The organism is Sphingobium sp. B2D3C, from assembly GCF_025961835.1.
Lineage (GTDB): Bacteria > Pseudomonadota > Alphaproteobacteria > Sphingomonadales > Sphingomonadaceae > Sphingobium.
Genome location: NZ_JAOQOK010000001.1, coordinates 1,743,625 through 1,758,596, shown reverse-complemented (window position 1 = coordinate 1,758,596; position 14,972 = coordinate 1,743,625). Strand labels below are relative to the sequence as shown.

Sequence of the window (14,972 nt, the reverse complement as noted above, 5' to 3'; positions counted from 1 at the left end):
CAGCCGATTAATTGTATGATCAACAACGAAGGCGCGCGCTTCGCAAGCATTTTTGCGCGCAGATGGTGGTCATGCGGCGGCGCAGAGGGCATATAGGCGGGCATGATCTCCGAGACAGTTCTGGACGCCTTTCGTGCGATTGCCGGCCCCCGTGGCCTGATAGAGGATCGCGATCTGATCGTGCCTTGGCTGGGTGACTGGCGTGGCAAATATCATGGCGAGACGGCGGCCATTTTGACGCCGCGATCCACGCAGGAGGTGGCCGCGATGGTCCGCTGCGCGCACGATCATGGCGTCCCCTTGGTGCCGCAGGGCGGGAATACCTCCATGGTCGGCGGCGCCACACCCCCGGCCGATGGCAGCGCCCTCATCCTCTCACTCCGCGCGATGAACCGGATTCGCGCGATCGATCCTGCCGCCAATCTCGCCGTGTGCGAGGCAGGTGTCATTCTCTCGACGCTGCATGAGGCGGCAGCGGCGGTCGGCCGGCGGTTTCCGCTGAGCCTGGGCGCCAAGGGATCGGCAACGGTCGGCGGGCTCGTCTCCACCAATGCCGGCGGGACGCAGGTGCTGCGGCACGGGACGATGCGCGCACTGGTGGAGGGCATCGAGGCGGTGCTGCCGGATGGCTCGATCCACGATGGGATTGCCGCGCTCAAGAAGGACAATCGCGGTTACGATCTCAAGCAGCTGCTCATCGGGGCGGAAGGAACGCTGGGGATCGTGACCGCCGCGAGCCTTCGTCTAGTGCCCGCGATTGCCGATCGGGCCGTGGCTTGGGCCGGCGTGGAAGACCCCGCGCAGGCGCTGGCGCTGTTGCGATTTCTCGAACGGCGCCTCGGGTCCGTCGTCGAGGGATTCGAGGTGATGGCGCGCGACACGCTCGGCCATGTGCTCGATGTGATCCCCGATACGCGCGCGCCAATCGAGACCCGCACGCCGTGGAATGCGCTGATCGAGGTGGATCTGGACGCGGCCGACGAGGAAGAGAGCGCGGCTGCCCGGCTGGAGGCCACTCTGGCCGAGGCCTTCGAACAAGGTCTGGTCGTCGATGCGGCCATCGCCGCCAGCGAGGCGCAGACTGAGGCATTCTGGAAGCTGCGGGAAAGCGGATCGGAGGCGGAGCGGGCGCAAGGCCCCGCGCTGCAGTTCGATGTGAGTGTGCCGATTGCGGACATGCCCCGCTTCATGATCGAGGCGGCAGCGGCGTGCGAGGCGCGGTTCCCGGGGGCGACGGCTTCGTCCTTCGGGCACCTTGGCGATGGCAATGTGCACTTCCATGTCCGCGCGCCGGCCGGCACTGGCCCGGGGCAGGGGGCAGACTGGCTCGGCACGCACGGGGAAGAGGCGACACGCTTCGTCAACGACATCGTCGTGGCGATGCACGGATCGATCTCGGCCGAGCACGGGATCGGCCAGATGAAGATCGCGGAGTTTGCACGTCTTACGCCACCCGCCCAGCTGAATGCGGTGCGGGCGATCAAGCGGGCGTTCGATCCACAGGGCCTATTCAATCCCGGCAAGCTTGTGCCCCTTGCCTAGGCCCGAGCGGCCCTTTATGGCCGGGCGTCATTCAGCCGGCCCATCGGGAACGGGCTGATCCATGTCCGCTTCAGGAGACCGATGTCATGGCCAGCGCGCCACAAGCCCAGAATTTGCCTCTGCTTTACAACGATCTGGTGCCGCTCAATGTAGAGCAGCACGGCAAGTATACGCTGCGCAACTATGACACCGCGCCGCATATCGTGGGCGTCCACGCGGTCCCGCTGACGCTCGACGAGTTCGCGCAGGCCCAGCGTTTCCTGCCGATCGTGTTCTCCAGCGGCCCCAATCCCGTGCCGCTGGCGCTGATGGGCCTCAACGAGGGCGTCAACACGCTGGTCGACAGCGAGGGCAAGCTGCGCCGCGAGGACGGCTATGTTCCCGCCTATATCCGTCGCTACCCCTGGATGCTGGTGCGCCTGCGTCCGGATTCCGACGAGCTGTCGCTGTGCTTCGACCCGACCAGCGAGATCGTCGGCGAGTATGAGGACGGTCGTCCGCTCATCGAAAATGGCGAGGCCAGCGAGCTGACCAAGGAACTGCTCGCCTTCTGCCAGCAGTTCGAGGAAGCTGCGATGCGCACCGGCCAGTTCGTCAAGGAACTGCAGGAGCAGGAGCTTCTGATGGACGGCGAGCTGAGCATCCAGATTCCCGATCAGGAGCAGCCCTTCGTTTATCGCGGCTTCCAGATGGTTAACGAGGAAAAGCTGCGCGAGCTGCGCGGCGATCAGCTACGCAAGTTCAACCAGAGCGGTGCGCTTCCGCTCATCCATGCGCATCTGTTCTCGCTGCAGGGCATGCGTGAGCTGTTCTTCGCTCAGCGCGCCCTCGGCCTCGGCCCGGTGCCGGCTTACCAGATCAGCTAAATCGCGCCCCTCGCTCAGCCGCTCGATTTTTTCGGCGGGGCGAGGCGATAAGTTGAAAAAATCATCTACCTCTTGCGGCCCGGGCTTGAAAAGGCTCGGGCCGTGCCTTAACTTCGGAATACGTAATGGCTTGTTCCCCCTTTCGAGCCGTTGCGTGGGCGTCCCGCCCTTTCGGGACGTCTCCTCCCTGAACCTGGGCCACCCTGTGCATCGCACGGGGTGGTTTTTTATGGTTAAACGGAGATGGCTCGGTCTGCGCTATTCGGCCGCCAGCGGCCGGGCAAAGTCAATCAGCTCGCGCGAGAGATGCTCGGCCAATGTCACGAGAAGGGCCTGCACATCGGCAAGGCCAGGGCCGGGTTCGGCCATTGTCGCATCCAGATAGAGCGAGCGATCGAATTCGATCTGAATGGCGTGAACGTCCCGCTCGGGCCGGCCATGTCGCTCGAGAATGTGGTTACCGGCATAGGGCGCGTTGATCGCCACCGGCAGCCGGTGCCGGCGAATGACGTCCGCACACAGGTCGGTCAGCCGATCCGTTGCGCTCCGCCCGAATCGGTCGCCGATCACCACGCGCGGAGTCGGCATGTCGGTTGTGGTTGCCTTGAGCGGCGGCATGGAATGAATGTCGAGCAGCAACGCGATGCCATAGCGCCGGCGCGTCACGTCAAGCGCAGCCGCCAGCGCGGCGTGGTAGGGGCGATGCACCTGCTCGATATGCTGGCATAGGGCGGCGTAGGGCAAGGGATCGCGCCAGAGACCGCCCGTCGCCGCCAGCCGCTCGGGGATCAGCCCCAGACCACCGCGCAATTTTGCGCTGCTTTGGCCACGAAAGCTCCATGGCGCCCCCTGGATGCCACGCAGATCGACTTCCCGCTCGTCGCGATTGAGATCGATCAGGGCGCGGGGCTGGCGCGCGATCAGCACATGGTGGCCTTGCTCGATGAGCCTTTCCACCAGCAGATCGGCATAGCGGTCCTCCAGCCCTTGCAACGCCTTTTGCGAGACGCGGGCCCGCGCGAGCAGGGCGGGGGAATAGTCCCGCCCGGCATGAGGGACGGCGAACACCAGAGGACCGCAATCACCGGCTACGCCGTAGTGATGAAACGCGTCATGACTCCGGGCAGGCTTGGGTCGCAAGGGTCCTCCACGGGGCGGCTTGCGGCTGCGAAATTTTCCGCAATTGGCCGCAACTGATGGAAATTCTTAATCGCTTTTCGCATAAAGCAAGGGGTGACGCCAAGGCCTATCAGGCTTTATGGCGGTGTGATCGACGAGTATCCCGGAGGCTTCGGCACGCGCATGTTTCGCATTTTGTTGGCGGAAGACGATGACTCGATGCGGCAGTATCTCATTCGTGCGCTCGAACGCTCCGGCTATGAGGTCGTGGCGGTGGACCGGGGCACGGCGGCGGTGCCGATCATCGAGGCCGAGCATTTCGATCTGCTGCTGACCGATATCGTGATGCCGGAAATGGACGGCATTGAGTTGGCCCAGCATGTCGCGTCCGTCTCGCCGCATACGCGTGTGATGTTCATCACCGGCTTTGCGGCGGTGACCCTGCGCGCGGGGCGCGTCGCGCCGGAAGCCAAGGTTCTCTCCAAGCCGTTCCACTTGCGCGATCTGGTGATGGAGGTCGACCGAATGTTCAATCGCACCAGCGCGGAGAACCTTCTCTGATATTTGCGCTTGCGCCGCCCTCGCGCGTTGCGTAAGGGCCTCTCCTCTCAAGTGGGCGTGTAGCTCAGTGGTAGAGCACTGTGTTGACATCGCAGGGGTCGCAAGTTCAATCCTTGCCACGCCCACCATGGAAAACCCCGCCAGGTTCAACGACTTGGCGGGGTTTTTCTATGTCTGTCGCGCCGCTCCGAGAGGCGCTGCGGCGAGGGGATGCTGCCTCGCTAGATGGTGACTCCGGCGACGGGCGCGGAATTGATCTCACCGACATCATTCGGCTCTGCGCCCTCGGTTGGCAGGCGGTCGCCAAGGATCGCCTGCGGGGCGCCGATCCACAGCGCGTCCTCCAGATGATCGCGCCGCTGGTTCAGCGTATTGGGGTGGATGAGAATGCTCAGTCCACCATGGTTGAGCATCAGCCACGGCACCAGCGTGTCGAACAGGCTGCAAGCAAAGGCGATCTGAAACATGGATTGCGTGTGCGGCCCGACCAGCTGATCGTGCCAGCGCCCCAGCCGAACGGAAAATCGATCCGACACGCCCGCGCGCAGGCGCTCCGCCACCGGGCGCGTCGCGGCATCATAATAAATATGCGCATGATAGCTGCCGATCTCGGCGATCTGGCGGGGGCGGGGCGTGGAGTCCTGAATGTGCATGGCGTGTCCTGTCTGTGGTGCCTAGTTGGCGATCGGGAGCGATCTCTGCAAGCAGGTGGAGGATCATCGGTCTGTGGGCACGCGCTGGCGGTAGGCTTTACGCCGGTGAGGCGCTAAGGAGCCTTTCTGTATGGCGGTCCATGCCGCTGTCGGTCACGCTTCGCGCAAAACAAAGGAGAGCAGCCCCGTGAGCCAGAAGATCGATACCCTCGCTGTCCATGCCGGAACCGAGCCCGACCCGACCACCAAGGCGCGGATCACGCCGATCTACCAGACCGCATCCTATGTGTTCGACGATGCTGATCACGCCGCGCGCCTGTTCGCGCTGCAGGAGTTCGGCAACATCTACACGCGAATCATGAACCCCACCAACGGTGTGCTGGAAGGCAAGATTGCCGCGCTTGAGGGCGGTGCTGCCGCGCTGGCCGTGGCCTCGGGTCATGCCGCGCAGTTCCTGGCGTTCCACACGCTGCTCGAAGCCGGCGATCACATCGTCGCGGCCAAGAAACTCTATGGCGGCTCGCTCAACCAGATCGGCCACAGCTTCAAGAAGATGAGCTGGGGCTCGACCTTCGTGGATGCGGACGATCCGGCCAATATCGCCGCGGCGATCACGGACCGCACGCGCACCGTGTTCATCGAGAGCCTCGCCAATCCCGGCGGCGTGGTGCAGGATATCGAGGCGATCGCGAAGATCGCGCATGCCGCCGGCATTCCGCTGATCGTGGACAACACGCTGGCGACGCCAGTGCTGTGCCGCCCGATCGAGCATGGCGCAGACATCGTGGTGCATTCGGTCACCAAGTTCCTCAACGGCCATGGCAATTCCATCGGCGGCGTGATCGTGGACGCCGGCAGGTTCGATTGGGTGAAGTCCGGCAAGTTCCCGGCCCTGACCCAGCCCAACGACTCCTATCACGGCGCTGTGCTGAGCGATGCGGTGGGGCCGATTGCCTTCATCATTGCCTGCCGGGTGCTGGGCCTGCGCGATCTGGGGCCGGCCCTGGCGCCGATGAACGCGTTTCTCGCGCTCACCGGCATGGAGACACTCTCGCTGCGCATGGAGCGGCATTGCGACAATGCGCTGGCACTGGCGCAGTGGCTTCAGAAGCATCCCAAGGTGGAGTGGGTGCGCTATGCCGGTCTGCCGGACGATCCCTATCATGCGCTCGCGCAGCGTTATCTGGGCGGCAAGGGCGGCGCCGTGTTCACCTTCGGCGTGAAGGGTGGGCGCGAGGCTGGCATCAAGCTCGTCTCCGGCGTCAAGCTGTTCAGCCACCTTGCCAACATCGGCGATACCCGTTCGCTGATCATCCACCCTGCTTCGACCACCCACAGCCAGCTGTCCGAGGCGGAACTGGTCGCAGCTGGCGCCGGGCCGGACGTGGTGCGCGTGTCGGTTGGCATCGAGCATATCGACGACATTATCGCGGACATGGCGCAGGCGCTGGACGCGCTCTGAGGATGACAGGAGGGCACGGAGGCGGGGCGGCATGACGCTCGGCTTCTCCGTGCCCGATCTGATGGGCGCCGCGCGGATGGGCCGGGCGATGACCATGGGCCTGCGCCGCGTGCCGGAGGAGGACTGGCTCTGGCCGGACTTCGACCGCGCCGCCCGCTCGGCGGTATTCGACGCGCACCCGGATGCGGTTCAGCTGCTGCCCGGTGCCGAGGGCGCCGTCCGCGAGGTCGGCGCGATGATCGGCATTTCAGGAGAGCTGGGCGATATCGCGCGCGGCTGCTGGGAAGATCTGTGCATCATGCAGCAGGCGGAGCCGGGTGACCCGTGGCACCTTACCGCCGCTGCGGTGGGCTTCCCGACCGACTGGCGCCTTGCGGACAAGATCGGCCGACCGATGGCGCAGATCCATGCGCCCATCCATGGCTATGCCGAGCAATTGGCGCCCGGTGTCGATCACTTCATGGCAAGCTTGAAAGCGGGGCCGATATTCGCGCGGGCCAACTGGTTCATCGTGCCTTCTATGGAGTGGCGCTATCTCCCGACCGTGGACGAGGCCGCCGCGTTTGCGCATGTCACGCCGGACAATGCCGGGCAGCGGCTGATCGTCCGCTGCGAACGGCAAACGCTGAGGCGCCTGCCGGAGAGCGGTGCCATCCTCTTCACCATTGGCATCGCCCGCAAGCGGCTGTGCGATCTGCCGGGAGAATGGCCTGCGCGGCTCAGCGCGGCGCTTGCTGCGATGCCGGCCGATGAACAGGCGCGGCGGCTGGTCGGGCGCTATGCCGAGCCGCTCAGGCGCTATGCGGATGCCGCCAATGGCAAGAGTGGCTTTTCAAGCGGCTCGGCCTAAGGCAGAGGGGCAGGCTATGACACAGCTTTCATCCGCAGCCGCGCCGGTGACCACCGCCCCCCGCACCGACTGGACGCGCGAGGAAATCGCCGCGCTGTTCGATCTGCCGTTCATGGATCTGCTCTATGAGGCGCAGGGCGTGCATCGGGCCAATCATCCGCGCAACGAGGTGCAGCTCTCGACGCTGCTCTCGATCAAGACCGGCGGCTGCCCTGAGGATTGCGGCTATTGCAACCAGTCCGTCCATGCAGAGACGGGCCTCAAGGCCACCAAGCTGATGGACGTGCGCGCCGTGCTGCAATCCGCCGCGCAGGCCAAGGATGCCGGCTCGGGCCGCTTCTGCATGGGGGCAGCCTGGCGCAACCCCAAGGACCGCGACATGCCCGCCCTCATCGAGATGGTAAAGGGCGTGCGCGAGATGGGCATGGAAACTTGCATGACGCTGGGGATGCTGACGCCCGGTCAGGCGCAGATGCTCGCCGAGGCAGGGCTGGATTATTACAATCACAACATCGACACCGCGCCGGAAAAATATGGCGAGGTGATCACGACGCGCAGCTTTGCCGACCGGATCGAGACGCTGGAAGCCGTGCGCTCTGCCGGGATCAACGTTTGCTGCGGCGGCATTGTGGGCATGGGCGAGACGCGAGAGGATCGCATCGGCTTCATCCACGCGCTGGCGACGATGCCGCATCCGGAGAGCGTGCCGATCAACGCGCTGGTCCCCGTGAAGGGCACCGTGCTCGGCGACATGCTCGCCGATACGCCGCTCGCCAAGATCGATGAGATCGAATTCGTCCGCACTGTGGCGGTGGCGCGGCTCGCCATGCCGCAGGCGATGGTCCGCCTTTCAGCGGGGCGGGAGAGCATGAGCGAGGCCTGTCAGGCGCTCTGCTTCATGGCTGGGGCCAACAGCATCTTCACCGGAGACAAGTTGCTCACCACACCCAATGCCGGCGACGACAGGGATGGCGCGCTGCTCGCAAAGCTCGGCATCGTGGCGATGCAGGCTGCGTCGCATGGTCATCTGGAAGAGGCCGCCGAATAAGGCAGGCTGCGTCGGGCGCCGCGCCGTTTAGCCGCGCCGGGCGTTGTCCGACCGGGACAGTTGACGGCCCGCAACGAGCGTCTGGCTGACGAACAGCACCACGAAGATCACGCCCACGCCGCCAACGATCATGTCGAATGGCGAGATGGCCGGCGCTTTGGTGGGGTCGGTGAGCATCATGCCGATGGTCATGCCGATCAGCACGAAGCGCAGCTCCGTCGGCCCGGCTATGCCATAGGAGAGCTTGAATTCGCCCATCACCCGAGCCGCGAGATAGGCGTGGATGGAGAGCAGCAGATAGCCGACGACCGCGAACATCGCGACGTCCACCCGGACATAGGGGCTGAACCCCATGCCGCCCAGAATGAGCAAGGTAACGATGCCGTCGCAGCTATGGTCGATGAAGTAACCGTAGGATGGCCGCTCAATGTGGCGATAGCGGGCGAGGCTGCCATCCAGCGAGTCGCCGAACCACTGCATCACATAGCCGGCCATCGCCAGCCACAGCCATTGGTCGCCAAAGCTGCTGCCGGCATAACCGACGAAGGTGGCAAGCCCGCCCACCACGCCCAACGTCGTGAGCATATCGGGCGTGACCCAGCGGGGCATGATGCTGCACAGCCAGTTCAGCAGACGTCTCTCCGGCGCCGCAAGCAGGTTGTTTTGGATCCTGTTCACGGCTGGCGCTGGTCTGTTGGGGCTATGCTGCATCATCTCTCCGCGGCGTTCTGGGGTGGCCGTCATAAAAGGGTCATACACGATATTCCAGCGATGATCCCGAAATCCTGCCCCGGCGCGGGACATATGTTGCTGGAACTGCGACGGATGCCACCGCGTCGCCCACGCACAATCTCGTTGACGGCCCCCGCGCAGGGGCATAGCGCGCGGCCATGGCAGCCAAACCAGCGCAGTCGAAGGAAGCAGCACGCCTGCGCCTCTATCTGCTGAGCATCATGCTCGACATGCTGGTGCTCGGGCTGGCCTTTGCCTTAGCCAATCTGCTGGTACTGGGGTCCCTCATCGGCGAGCCGGGCAAGCCGCATGGCTTGGTGATGGCCGCGATGATCGTGCCGGTCTACGTGCTCATTGCCGTGCATGGCGGCGTCTACGGGATAAGGATGATCGGCAATCGTCGGGCGAGCGCCGCCAAGGCGGTATGGTCGCTGGCGCAAGCGGTGATGTTGACCCTGTTCATCATCTACCTCGGTAAGATCGCCGAGCAATTGTCGCGTCTCACCTTCATGGTCGGCCTCGCTTTGTCTGGTGGCGGGCTGATCGCGGTGCGTCCGCTGATCGACAGGCTGGCGATCTGGCTGGTCGGCACGGTGCCGCACATCACGGTGCTGCTGGTCGATGGGGTCGAGATCGAAACGCCGCGCGATGCCTGGCGGGTGGATGCGCAGGCGATAGGCTTCGATCCCACAGCGCGGGATGCCAAAATGGCCGAGCGCCTCGCCGATGGTGTCGGCGGCGCCGAGCGCGTGGTCGTCGCGTGCCCCGCCGAGCGGATCGCGGACTGGCGCATCGCGCTCACTTCCCTCTCCGCCAAGGGGGAAATCCTGGTGCCGGAAATGCGCCAGTTCGTGCCCGCGAAAGTGAGCGCCTTTGCCGATCATCCGACGCTGGTGGTGGCCGGCGGCCCCTTGCTGTTCCGCGACCGGCTGTTGAAGCGCCTGTTCGATCTGGCGGTTTGCGTGCCGGCGATCCTGGCGCTCTCGCCGATCCTCATTTTCGGCGCGCTGGCGGTGAAGCTCTCGGGACCGGGGCCGGTGTTCTTCCGCCAGCAGCGGCTGGGGCGCGATGCGCGGCCGTTCATGATCCTCAAGTTCCGCACCATGCATATGGCGCTGAGCGACCTCAAGGCGGACAAGCTCACCGAAAAGGACGATCCGCGCGTGACCCGCATCGGCGCCTTTCTGCGGCGCACGAGTATCGATGAACTGCCGCAGCTTTTCAATGTGTTGAAAGGCGATATGAGCATCGTCGGTCCACGCCCGCATGCCCCGGCGGCGAAGGCGGCGCAGAGCCTCTATTGGGAGGTCGATGAGCGCTATTGGGCGCGACATTGCATCAAACCGGGCATGACCGGTCTGGCGCAGGTGCGTGGCCATCGCGGCCCGACCGACCGGCATGAGGATCTCATCAACCGGCTCCAGTCCGATCTTGAATATGTGACCAACTGGTCGATCTGGCGGGACTTGCGGATAATTGTCGCGACGCTGCGGGTGCTGGCGCATGACAATGCATTCTGAGGATGGGCGTTTTGCAGAGGGGCGTTGTGCTCCTGCGAAAGCAGGAGCCCAGGGCGGCAAAGTTCATCTGCTGCGCCCTGTGCTCCTGCTTTCGCAGGAGAACAGGGAAGCCCGGAGGGGACACATGCGATGACGCCCGTCGATGTGATCCTCGCCCTCGTCATCGTGCTATGTGCGGTGTTGCTGGTCTGGCCGTTCCTGATCTATCCGCTCATTCTGCGAATGCTGCCGACCAAGCCGGTCCAGCAAGCGGGTGCAGCGGCCCCGCCCACCGTCTCGCTGCTCTTCTGCGCTTATAACGAGGCCGCATCGCTGCCCACGAAGATCGAGAATCTGCGTGCGCTTAAGGCGCGGCATCCGGGTTTACAGATCCTCGCCTTCGACGATGGCTCCGGTGATGGCACAGGCGACCTGCTGGGCCAGGCTCAGGACGTCCTGACCCTGCTGCGCGGTCCGGGCCGCAGCGGCAAGGCGCACGGGATGAAGCAACTCGCGGCCATGGCCACGGGCGAGATTCTCGTCTTTACCGACGCCAACGTGCTGCTCGACGCAAACGCTATCGATGCGCTACTGCCATATTATGCCGATCCGCAGGTCGGCGGCGTGCTCGGCTCGCTGCATTATGATGGCGCGGATCGCAGCGCTTCGGCGTCGGTGGGCGCGCTCTACTGGCGGCTCGAGGAGCATCTCAAGGATATCGAGTCGCGCACCGGCAATGTGATGGGGGCGGACGGATCGATCTTCTCGATCCGGCGCGCGCTGTATCCCGATTTCCCCGATAGCGTGCTGGACGATCTCACCGTCTCCATGGCCGTTGTCTTTGCCGGTCGGCGACTCATCAAGGCAAAGGACGTGATCGCCCGTGAGGCGATGGTGGCGCAGCGCGCCGACGAGTACCGCCGCAAGGTACGCATCGCCGCCCGCAGCTGGCACACGCACCGGCATTTGCGGCCGGGATTGCGGCGGATGAGACGGCTCGACCGGTTCAAATATGGCTCGCGCAAGATCGTGCGATGGTTCGGGGGCCTGTGGATCGGGCTGGCGGTTGTGGCGGCGCTGGCGCTCGCCTGGCGGATCACGCCGGTTGCAGCGGTCGCGCTGGTCGCGGCCGGGCTGGTGCTGGCGATGCTGGGCGCGATGGCGCGGCGCGGGCCGCTCGCGGCGATATTCGACCTGTTGCTGGCCTATATGGCGACTTTGAAGGGCGTGCTGCTCGCCATGCGCGGGCAGACCTTCACGCTATGGACCCCCGCCAAGTCCCGCGACTGAGGCCGTGCACGCAAAGATGTGCGGTTCCTCTCGCTTTCGGGGTCCAGCATTGTATAGGCTCGCGCCATGATCACCATGCAACGCGTGCGCAAGGCCGCAGGTAAGCATCTCTCGAGAGCCGAACTGGCCGTGCGGTCAGCCTTCGGCGCAGCGCGTGACCGGCATTGCCCGGCCTGCCGGCGCGATGTGGTGGGCTTCTTCCGCTACGGCGATGAAGCGGAGTGGGGATGCCTCGATTGCGGCGCATCGCCACGCGAACGGCTGATGCATCATCTCCTTGATGAAGGTGTCATCACCCTGCCGGCATGGAGCGCGGTGCTGCATTGCGCGCCGGGCGAGGCGAGCCTGATTGAGCGGTTCCGCGCCCATGCGGGCGATTATGTGCCCGCCGATATCGACCCCTCACGCTATGCCGTCCCCGGCGTCCAGCACCTGGACCTGATGGCGATGACCGAGGAGTCGCGCTACGACCGCATTTATGCCAGCCATGTGATGGAGCATGTGCCGGACGACGCGGTGGTGCTGCGCAATGTGCTGCGCGCGCTCAAGCCCGGCGGCGAGGCCTGGCTGCTCGTGCCGCTATGGGATCGCCCCAGCGAGGATGGCCCGCCGGATCTCTCTGGCCGCGAGCGGGAGCGGCGCTTCGGCCAGTGGGATCATGTCCGCCAATATGGCCGCGACTTTGCCGAGCGCATCCGCGCGGCCGGGTTCGAGGTGGACCTGATCGATGCCGCGTCCCGCCCGCCCGAAGCGGTGAGGCGGGAGGCGCTGGCCGACACGCTGTTCCGCGCCCGCCGACCGGCATGATGAGCCTGCGGGGGTGATGGCCGGCCTGATTGCGCTGGCGGGGCGTCTTGAGCGTCATTCCGGGCTGCTCGGGCTGGTGAAGCTGGGCAATGTGGCCCTCGCCATGCTGTGGGGTTTCGTCGTCACCTTCGTGTTCGTGCGCATTCTCCCCCTTGAGGAGTTTCGCGGCTTTCTGCTGCTGGTCGCGTTCGCCAACTTCACGGTGTCCGCCGAGCTTGGCCTCAGCGCCATCGCCTATGCGCGGTTGCGGCGCTTGCGCGTGAGTGGGGAGGGCGCTTTCGACCCTGCCGAGCTGGTTGCCTTGCTGTGGATTCTTGCCGGCCTCGTGGCGTTGGGCGCGGTGCTGATCGGTGGCGCCATCGCGACGGGCTGGCTCAAGACCGACTATCCAGCGCTGTTCATCACCTTCTATCTTGTCGCCGCCTTCAATCTGCTCACCCTGCTGGCGCGGCGGGCGCTGGCGGCGGTCGATCACAATCTCTGGTGGGAAGCGCTCGACAGCATCCGCCGTATCTCGGGCCTCGCGCTGCTACTGGCCGCGCTCGGGCCGCTGCCGATCCTTGCGTCGGTGCTCATTCAACTGGTCGTCGCGCTCGGGGTGCTGTGCGCCGGGCTTGCGACCTTCCACGCGACATTGGCGATGCGGCGGCGCGACTGGATTGTGCTGGGGCCGGGGCTGGCGGCGGTGCGCGCGCATTATCTCTCCGATTTCGGCCGGACCGGCATTCTCACCCTGTGTGATGTCGGCGCCTATAATGCGCCCTATTTCACCATCGTCGCGGTGACGCCGGACCCACGGCCGCTGCTGCTCTTCGATCTGGTGTTCAAGCTGTCCCGCTCGCTGTCCGCCGTCATTCGCGCGCTTGCGGAGACGGTTCTGCCCGGCCTGACCCGTGCGGCCTATCAGGGCGATGGGGCCGGCGTGCGGCGCGCTGTCCTGCGCTGCCTTGGCTGGTCGCTGGGTGCCACGATGGCAGGCAGCATAGGACTGCTGATCGCGGGAAAGCTGGTCGCCCACATCATATTCGATGGCAATCTCGACCTGCAATATTCTGAAATTGCGATGATGATTGCGCTGCTTTTTGGCCTCAGCCTCATTTGCGTCTCGGTCTATCTGCAGTGGGGACTTGGGCGGTTCGCGGCCTTGCTGCGGCCTTCGATGCTGCTTTTGCTCGGCAGTGTGCTGGCGGTTCCGCTCGCCTTGCCCATGCATGAGAGCCTCGGCTGGACTCTCTCCGCCGGGTTTCTGGCTCTCTACGCCGCTGTTCATGTTTCGCTGGGGCTGGTTCATGGGCGTATGCTGATGCATCTGACAGGAGCGCGGGGCGCAGAGGCGCAGGCAAGGGGCAGCGTGTGAAGATTTCGATGATCGATCCCTCGCTGTTCACGCCGCGCTATGATGATGGGCTGTGCGAGGCGTTGGCCGCGCGCGGCAATGACGTAACGCTGATCGGTCGGCCAATGCGCGAAACCGATGCCATCGTGCCCAAGCGCTACCGCTATGAGCCCCGCTTCTTCCGCATCGGCGAGCGGCTGCGGCCGGTGCTGGGCGATGGCCGGGCCGGGCAGATCGCCAAGGCCGCCGATTATGCGCTGGATGCCCGGCTCCGCCGCCTCGGCTCCCTGGCAGGCGATGTGGCCCATTTCCAGTGGCTGCCGCTCGCCATGGTGGACAAGATCCTGCTCGATCGGCTGGCGGGGCGGACAGCGCTGGTCCACACCGTCCACAATGCGCGCCCGTTTCATGGCGAGGATCGCTCGGGCGTGCAGGGGCGCGGCTATGAGGCGTTGCTGCGGCAGTTCGATCTGCTGATCGTCCATGGCGATCAGACGCGCGAGACGCTGCTCAAGCAGGGGATCGACCCTGCCGACATCGCGCTGGTGCCGCATCCGCCGATGACCTTGCGGGAGGCGACGGCGGAAGACCTTGCTGCCGTCCCGCGCGGAACCGTGCCGCGGATCCTCTTCTTCGGCACGATTCGACCCTATAAGGGGCTGGATTTGCTGGTGCAGGCCTGTCTCGATCTCTGGCGGGACGGGCTCGTCTTCGAGCTGGCGATTGCCGGCAAGCCGTTCATGCCGGTCGAGGCGTTTCTGCAGGCCATTCATGGCGGCGGCTTTAGCGAGCGGCTGGTGACCGATCTCGGCTTCCTCACCGAGCATCGGCTCGATGCGCATCTGCGTGCGGCGGACATTCTGGCTTTTCCCTATCGCGAGATCGATTCGAGCGGTGCCTTCCTCTCCGCGCTGCGCTATGGCGCCGCCATGGTGACCAGCGATGCCGGCATGTTCGGCGATCTTCCCGATGCCGTGGCGACGCGCTTTCCGGCGGGCAATGCCCCGGCGCTGGCCGTGGCCCTGCGCCAGCTCATCGTCGATGCGCGCCGTCGGCAGGAAGCGGGCGAGGCCGCGCGCGCTCATGGTCAGGTGATGACCGGATGGGATGTCGCCGCCGCGCAGACGCAAGAGGCCTACCAGATCGCGCGTGAGCGCTTCGCGGCCAGAACCGGCCGCTCGACCGCGGAGAGCGCGGCATGATCGAC

14 protein-coding genes and 1 tRNA gene are annotated in these 14,972 nt (G+C 65.2%); 12 read left to right on the top strand and 3 right to left on the bottom strand.

Going from position 1 to position 14,972, the window contains the following annotated elements; translation table 11 throughout:
* Positions 1 to 102 precede the first annotated feature (102 nt).
* Positions 103 to 1,542, top strand: a complete 1,440-nt coding sequence (locus M2339_RS08190; RefSeq protein WP_264586950.1) for an FAD-binding oxidoreductase — start codon at positions 103 to 105, stop codon at positions 1,540 to 1,542.
* Positions 1,543 to 1,628: 86 nt separating this feature from the next.
* The gene (locus M2339_RS08185) at positions 1,629 to 2,408 is read left to right on the top strand and encodes a SapC family protein (RefSeq protein ID WP_181559273.1); all 780 of its coding nucleotides are present in this window, start codon (positions 1,629 to 1,631) and stop codon (positions 2,406 to 2,408) included.
* A 258-nt stretch (positions 2,409 to 2,666) separates the two neighbouring features.
* Here M2339_RS08185 and M2339_RS08180 read toward each other — a convergent pair whose 3' ends face one another.
* Positions 2,667 to 3,476, bottom strand: a complete 810-nt coding sequence (locus M2339_RS08180; protein ID WP_264586951.1) for an N-formylglutamate amidohydrolase — start codon at positions 3,474 to 3,476, stop codon at positions 2,667 to 2,669.
* Positions 3,477 to 3,710: 234 nt separating this feature from the next.
* Here M2339_RS08180 and cpdR point away from each other — a divergent pair, with 234 nt between their 5' ends.
* Both cpdR and M2339_RS08170 read left to right on the top strand, forming a co-directional pair.
* Entirely contained in the window at positions 3,711 to 4,088 is a 378-nt protein-coding gene (cpdR, locus tag M2339_RS08175) for a cell cycle two-component system response regulator CpdR (RefSeq protein WP_264588333.1), read from the top strand.
* Between the two features lie 53 nt (positions 4,089 to 4,141).
* Positions 4,142 to 4,216 (top strand) — tRNA-Val (locus M2339_RS08170).
* 93 nt (positions 4,217 to 4,309) lie between these two features.
* Here the strand turns inward: M2339_RS08170 and M2339_RS08165 are convergent.
* Positions 4,310 to 4,741 (bottom strand): DOPA 4,5-dioxygenase family protein, encoded by a 432-nt coding sequence (locus M2339_RS08165; RefSeq protein ID WP_264586952.1) that lies wholly within the window; start codon positions 4,739 to 4,741, stop codon positions 4,310 to 4,312.
* 187 nt (positions 4,742 to 4,928) lie between these two features.
* Between M2339_RS08165 and M2339_RS08160 the strand changes: the two genes are divergently transcribed.
* The 3 genes from M2339_RS08160 to bioB are packed head-to-tail and all read left to right on the top strand — an operon-like array spanning position 4,929 to position 8,101.
* Positions 4,929 to 6,203 (top strand): O-acetylhomoserine aminocarboxypropyltransferase, encoded by a 1,275-nt coding sequence (locus M2339_RS08160; protein ID WP_264586953.1) that lies wholly within the window; start codon positions 4,929 to 4,931, stop codon positions 6,201 to 6,203.
* A 31-nt stretch (positions 6,204 to 6,234) separates the two neighbouring features.
* Complete coding sequence (locus M2339_RS08155; protein ID WP_264606290.1) at positions 6,235 to 7,053, top strand: heme-dependent oxidative N-demethylase family protein; 819 nt, start codon at positions 6,235 to 6,237, stop codon at positions 7,051 to 7,053.
* 16 nt (positions 7,054 to 7,069) lie between these two features.
* Complete coding sequence (gene bioB, locus M2339_RS08150) at positions 7,070 to 8,101, top strand: biotin synthase BioB (protein WP_181559277.1); 1,032 nt, start codon at positions 7,070 to 7,072, stop codon at positions 8,099 to 8,101.
* 27 nt (positions 8,102 to 8,128) lie between these two features.
* Here the strand turns inward: bioB and M2339_RS08145 are convergent, their stop codons facing one another.
* The gene (locus M2339_RS08145; RefSeq protein ID WP_264577516.1) at positions 8,129 to 8,812 is read right to left on the bottom strand and encodes a CDP-alcohol phosphatidyltransferase family protein; all 684 of its coding nucleotides are present in this window, start codon (positions 8,810 to 8,812) and stop codon (positions 8,129 to 8,131) included.
* Positions 8,813 to 8,991: 179 nt separating this feature from the next.
* On the opposite strand from M2339_RS08145, the gene M2339_RS08140 reads away from it, so the two are divergent.
* The 5 genes from M2339_RS08140 (at position 8,992) to M2339_RS08120 (ending at position 14,967) form a co-directional block, all read left to right on the top strand.
* The gene (locus M2339_RS08140) at positions 8,992 to 10,353 is read left to right on the top strand and encodes an exopolysaccharide biosynthesis polyprenyl glycosylphosphotransferase (RefSeq protein ID WP_264586955.1); all 1,362 of its coding nucleotides are present in this window, start codon (positions 8,992 to 8,994) and stop codon (positions 10,351 to 10,353) included.
* A gap of 129 nt (positions 10,354 to 10,482) precedes the next feature.
* Positions 10,483 to 11,622, top strand: coding sequence for a glycosyltransferase (locus M2339_RS08135; protein ID WP_264586956.1), 1,140 nt, complete (start codon positions 10,483 to 10,485; stop codon positions 11,620 to 11,622).
* Between the two features lie 66 nt (positions 11,623 to 11,688).
* Entirely contained in the window at positions 11,689 to 12,429 is a 741-nt protein-coding gene (locus tag M2339_RS08130) for a class I SAM-dependent methyltransferase (RefSeq protein WP_264572504.1), read from the top strand.
* Positions 12,430 to 12,445: 16 nt separating this feature from the next.
* Positions 12,446 to 13,786: a hypothetical protein gene (locus M2339_RS08125; protein ID WP_264586957.1), complete on the top strand. Its 1,341-nt coding sequence runs from the start codon at positions 12,446 to 12,448 to the stop codon at positions 13,784 to 13,786.
* A complete protein-coding gene (locus M2339_RS08120; RefSeq protein ID WP_264606289.1) occupies positions 13,783 to 14,967 on the top strand; it encodes a glycosyltransferase family 4 protein in 1,185 nt (394 codons plus the stop codon). The genes M2339_RS08125 and M2339_RS08120 overlap by 4 nt, the downstream gene beginning before the upstream one ends.
* The last annotated feature ends 5 nt before the right edge of the window (positions 14,968 to 14,972 follow it).

Bases quoted from the DNA above. Each gene is read 5' to 3' on its own strand.
- M2339_RS08190 (WP_264586950.1), top strand. From the start codon at position 103: ATGATCTCCGAGACAGTTCTGGACGCCTTTCGTGCGATTGCCGGCCCC.
- M2339_RS08185 (WP_181559273.1), top strand. From the start codon at position 1,629: ATGGCCAGCGCGCCACAAGCCCAGAATTTGCCTCTGCTTTACAACGAT.
- cpdR (WP_264588333.1), top strand. From the start codon at position 3,711: ATGTTTCGCATTTTGTTGGCGGAAGACGATGACTCGATGCGGCAGTAT.
- M2339_RS08165 (WP_264586952.1), bottom strand. From the start codon at position 4,741: ATGCACATTCAGGACTCCACGCCCCGCCCCCGCCAGATCGCCGAGATC.
- M2339_RS08155 (WP_264606290.1), top strand. From the start codon at position 6,235: ATGACGCTCGGCTTCTCCGTGCCCGATCTGATGGGCGCCGCGCGGATG.
- bioB (WP_181559277.1), top strand. From the start codon at position 7,070: ATGACACAGCTTTCATCCGCAGCCGCGCCGGTGACCACCGCCCCCCGC.
- M2339_RS08145 (WP_264577516.1), bottom strand. From the start codon at position 8,812: ATGCAGCATAGCCCCAACAGACCAGCGCCAGCCGTGAACAGGATCCAA.
- M2339_RS08140 (WP_264586955.1), top strand. From the start codon at position 8,992: ATGGCAGCCAAACCAGCGCAGTCGAAGGAAGCAGCACGCCTGCGCCTC.
- M2339_RS08135 (WP_264586956.1), top strand. From the start codon at position 10,483: ATGACGCCCGTCGATGTGATCCTCGCCCTCGTCATCGTGCTATGTGCG.
- M2339_RS08130 (WP_264572504.1), top strand. From the start codon at position 11,689: ATGATCACCATGCAACGCGTGCGCAAGGCCGCAGGTAAGCATCTCTCG.
- M2339_RS08125 (WP_264586957.1), top strand. From the start codon at position 12,446: ATGGCCGGCCTGATTGCGCTGGCGGGGCGTCTTGAGCGTCATTCCGGG.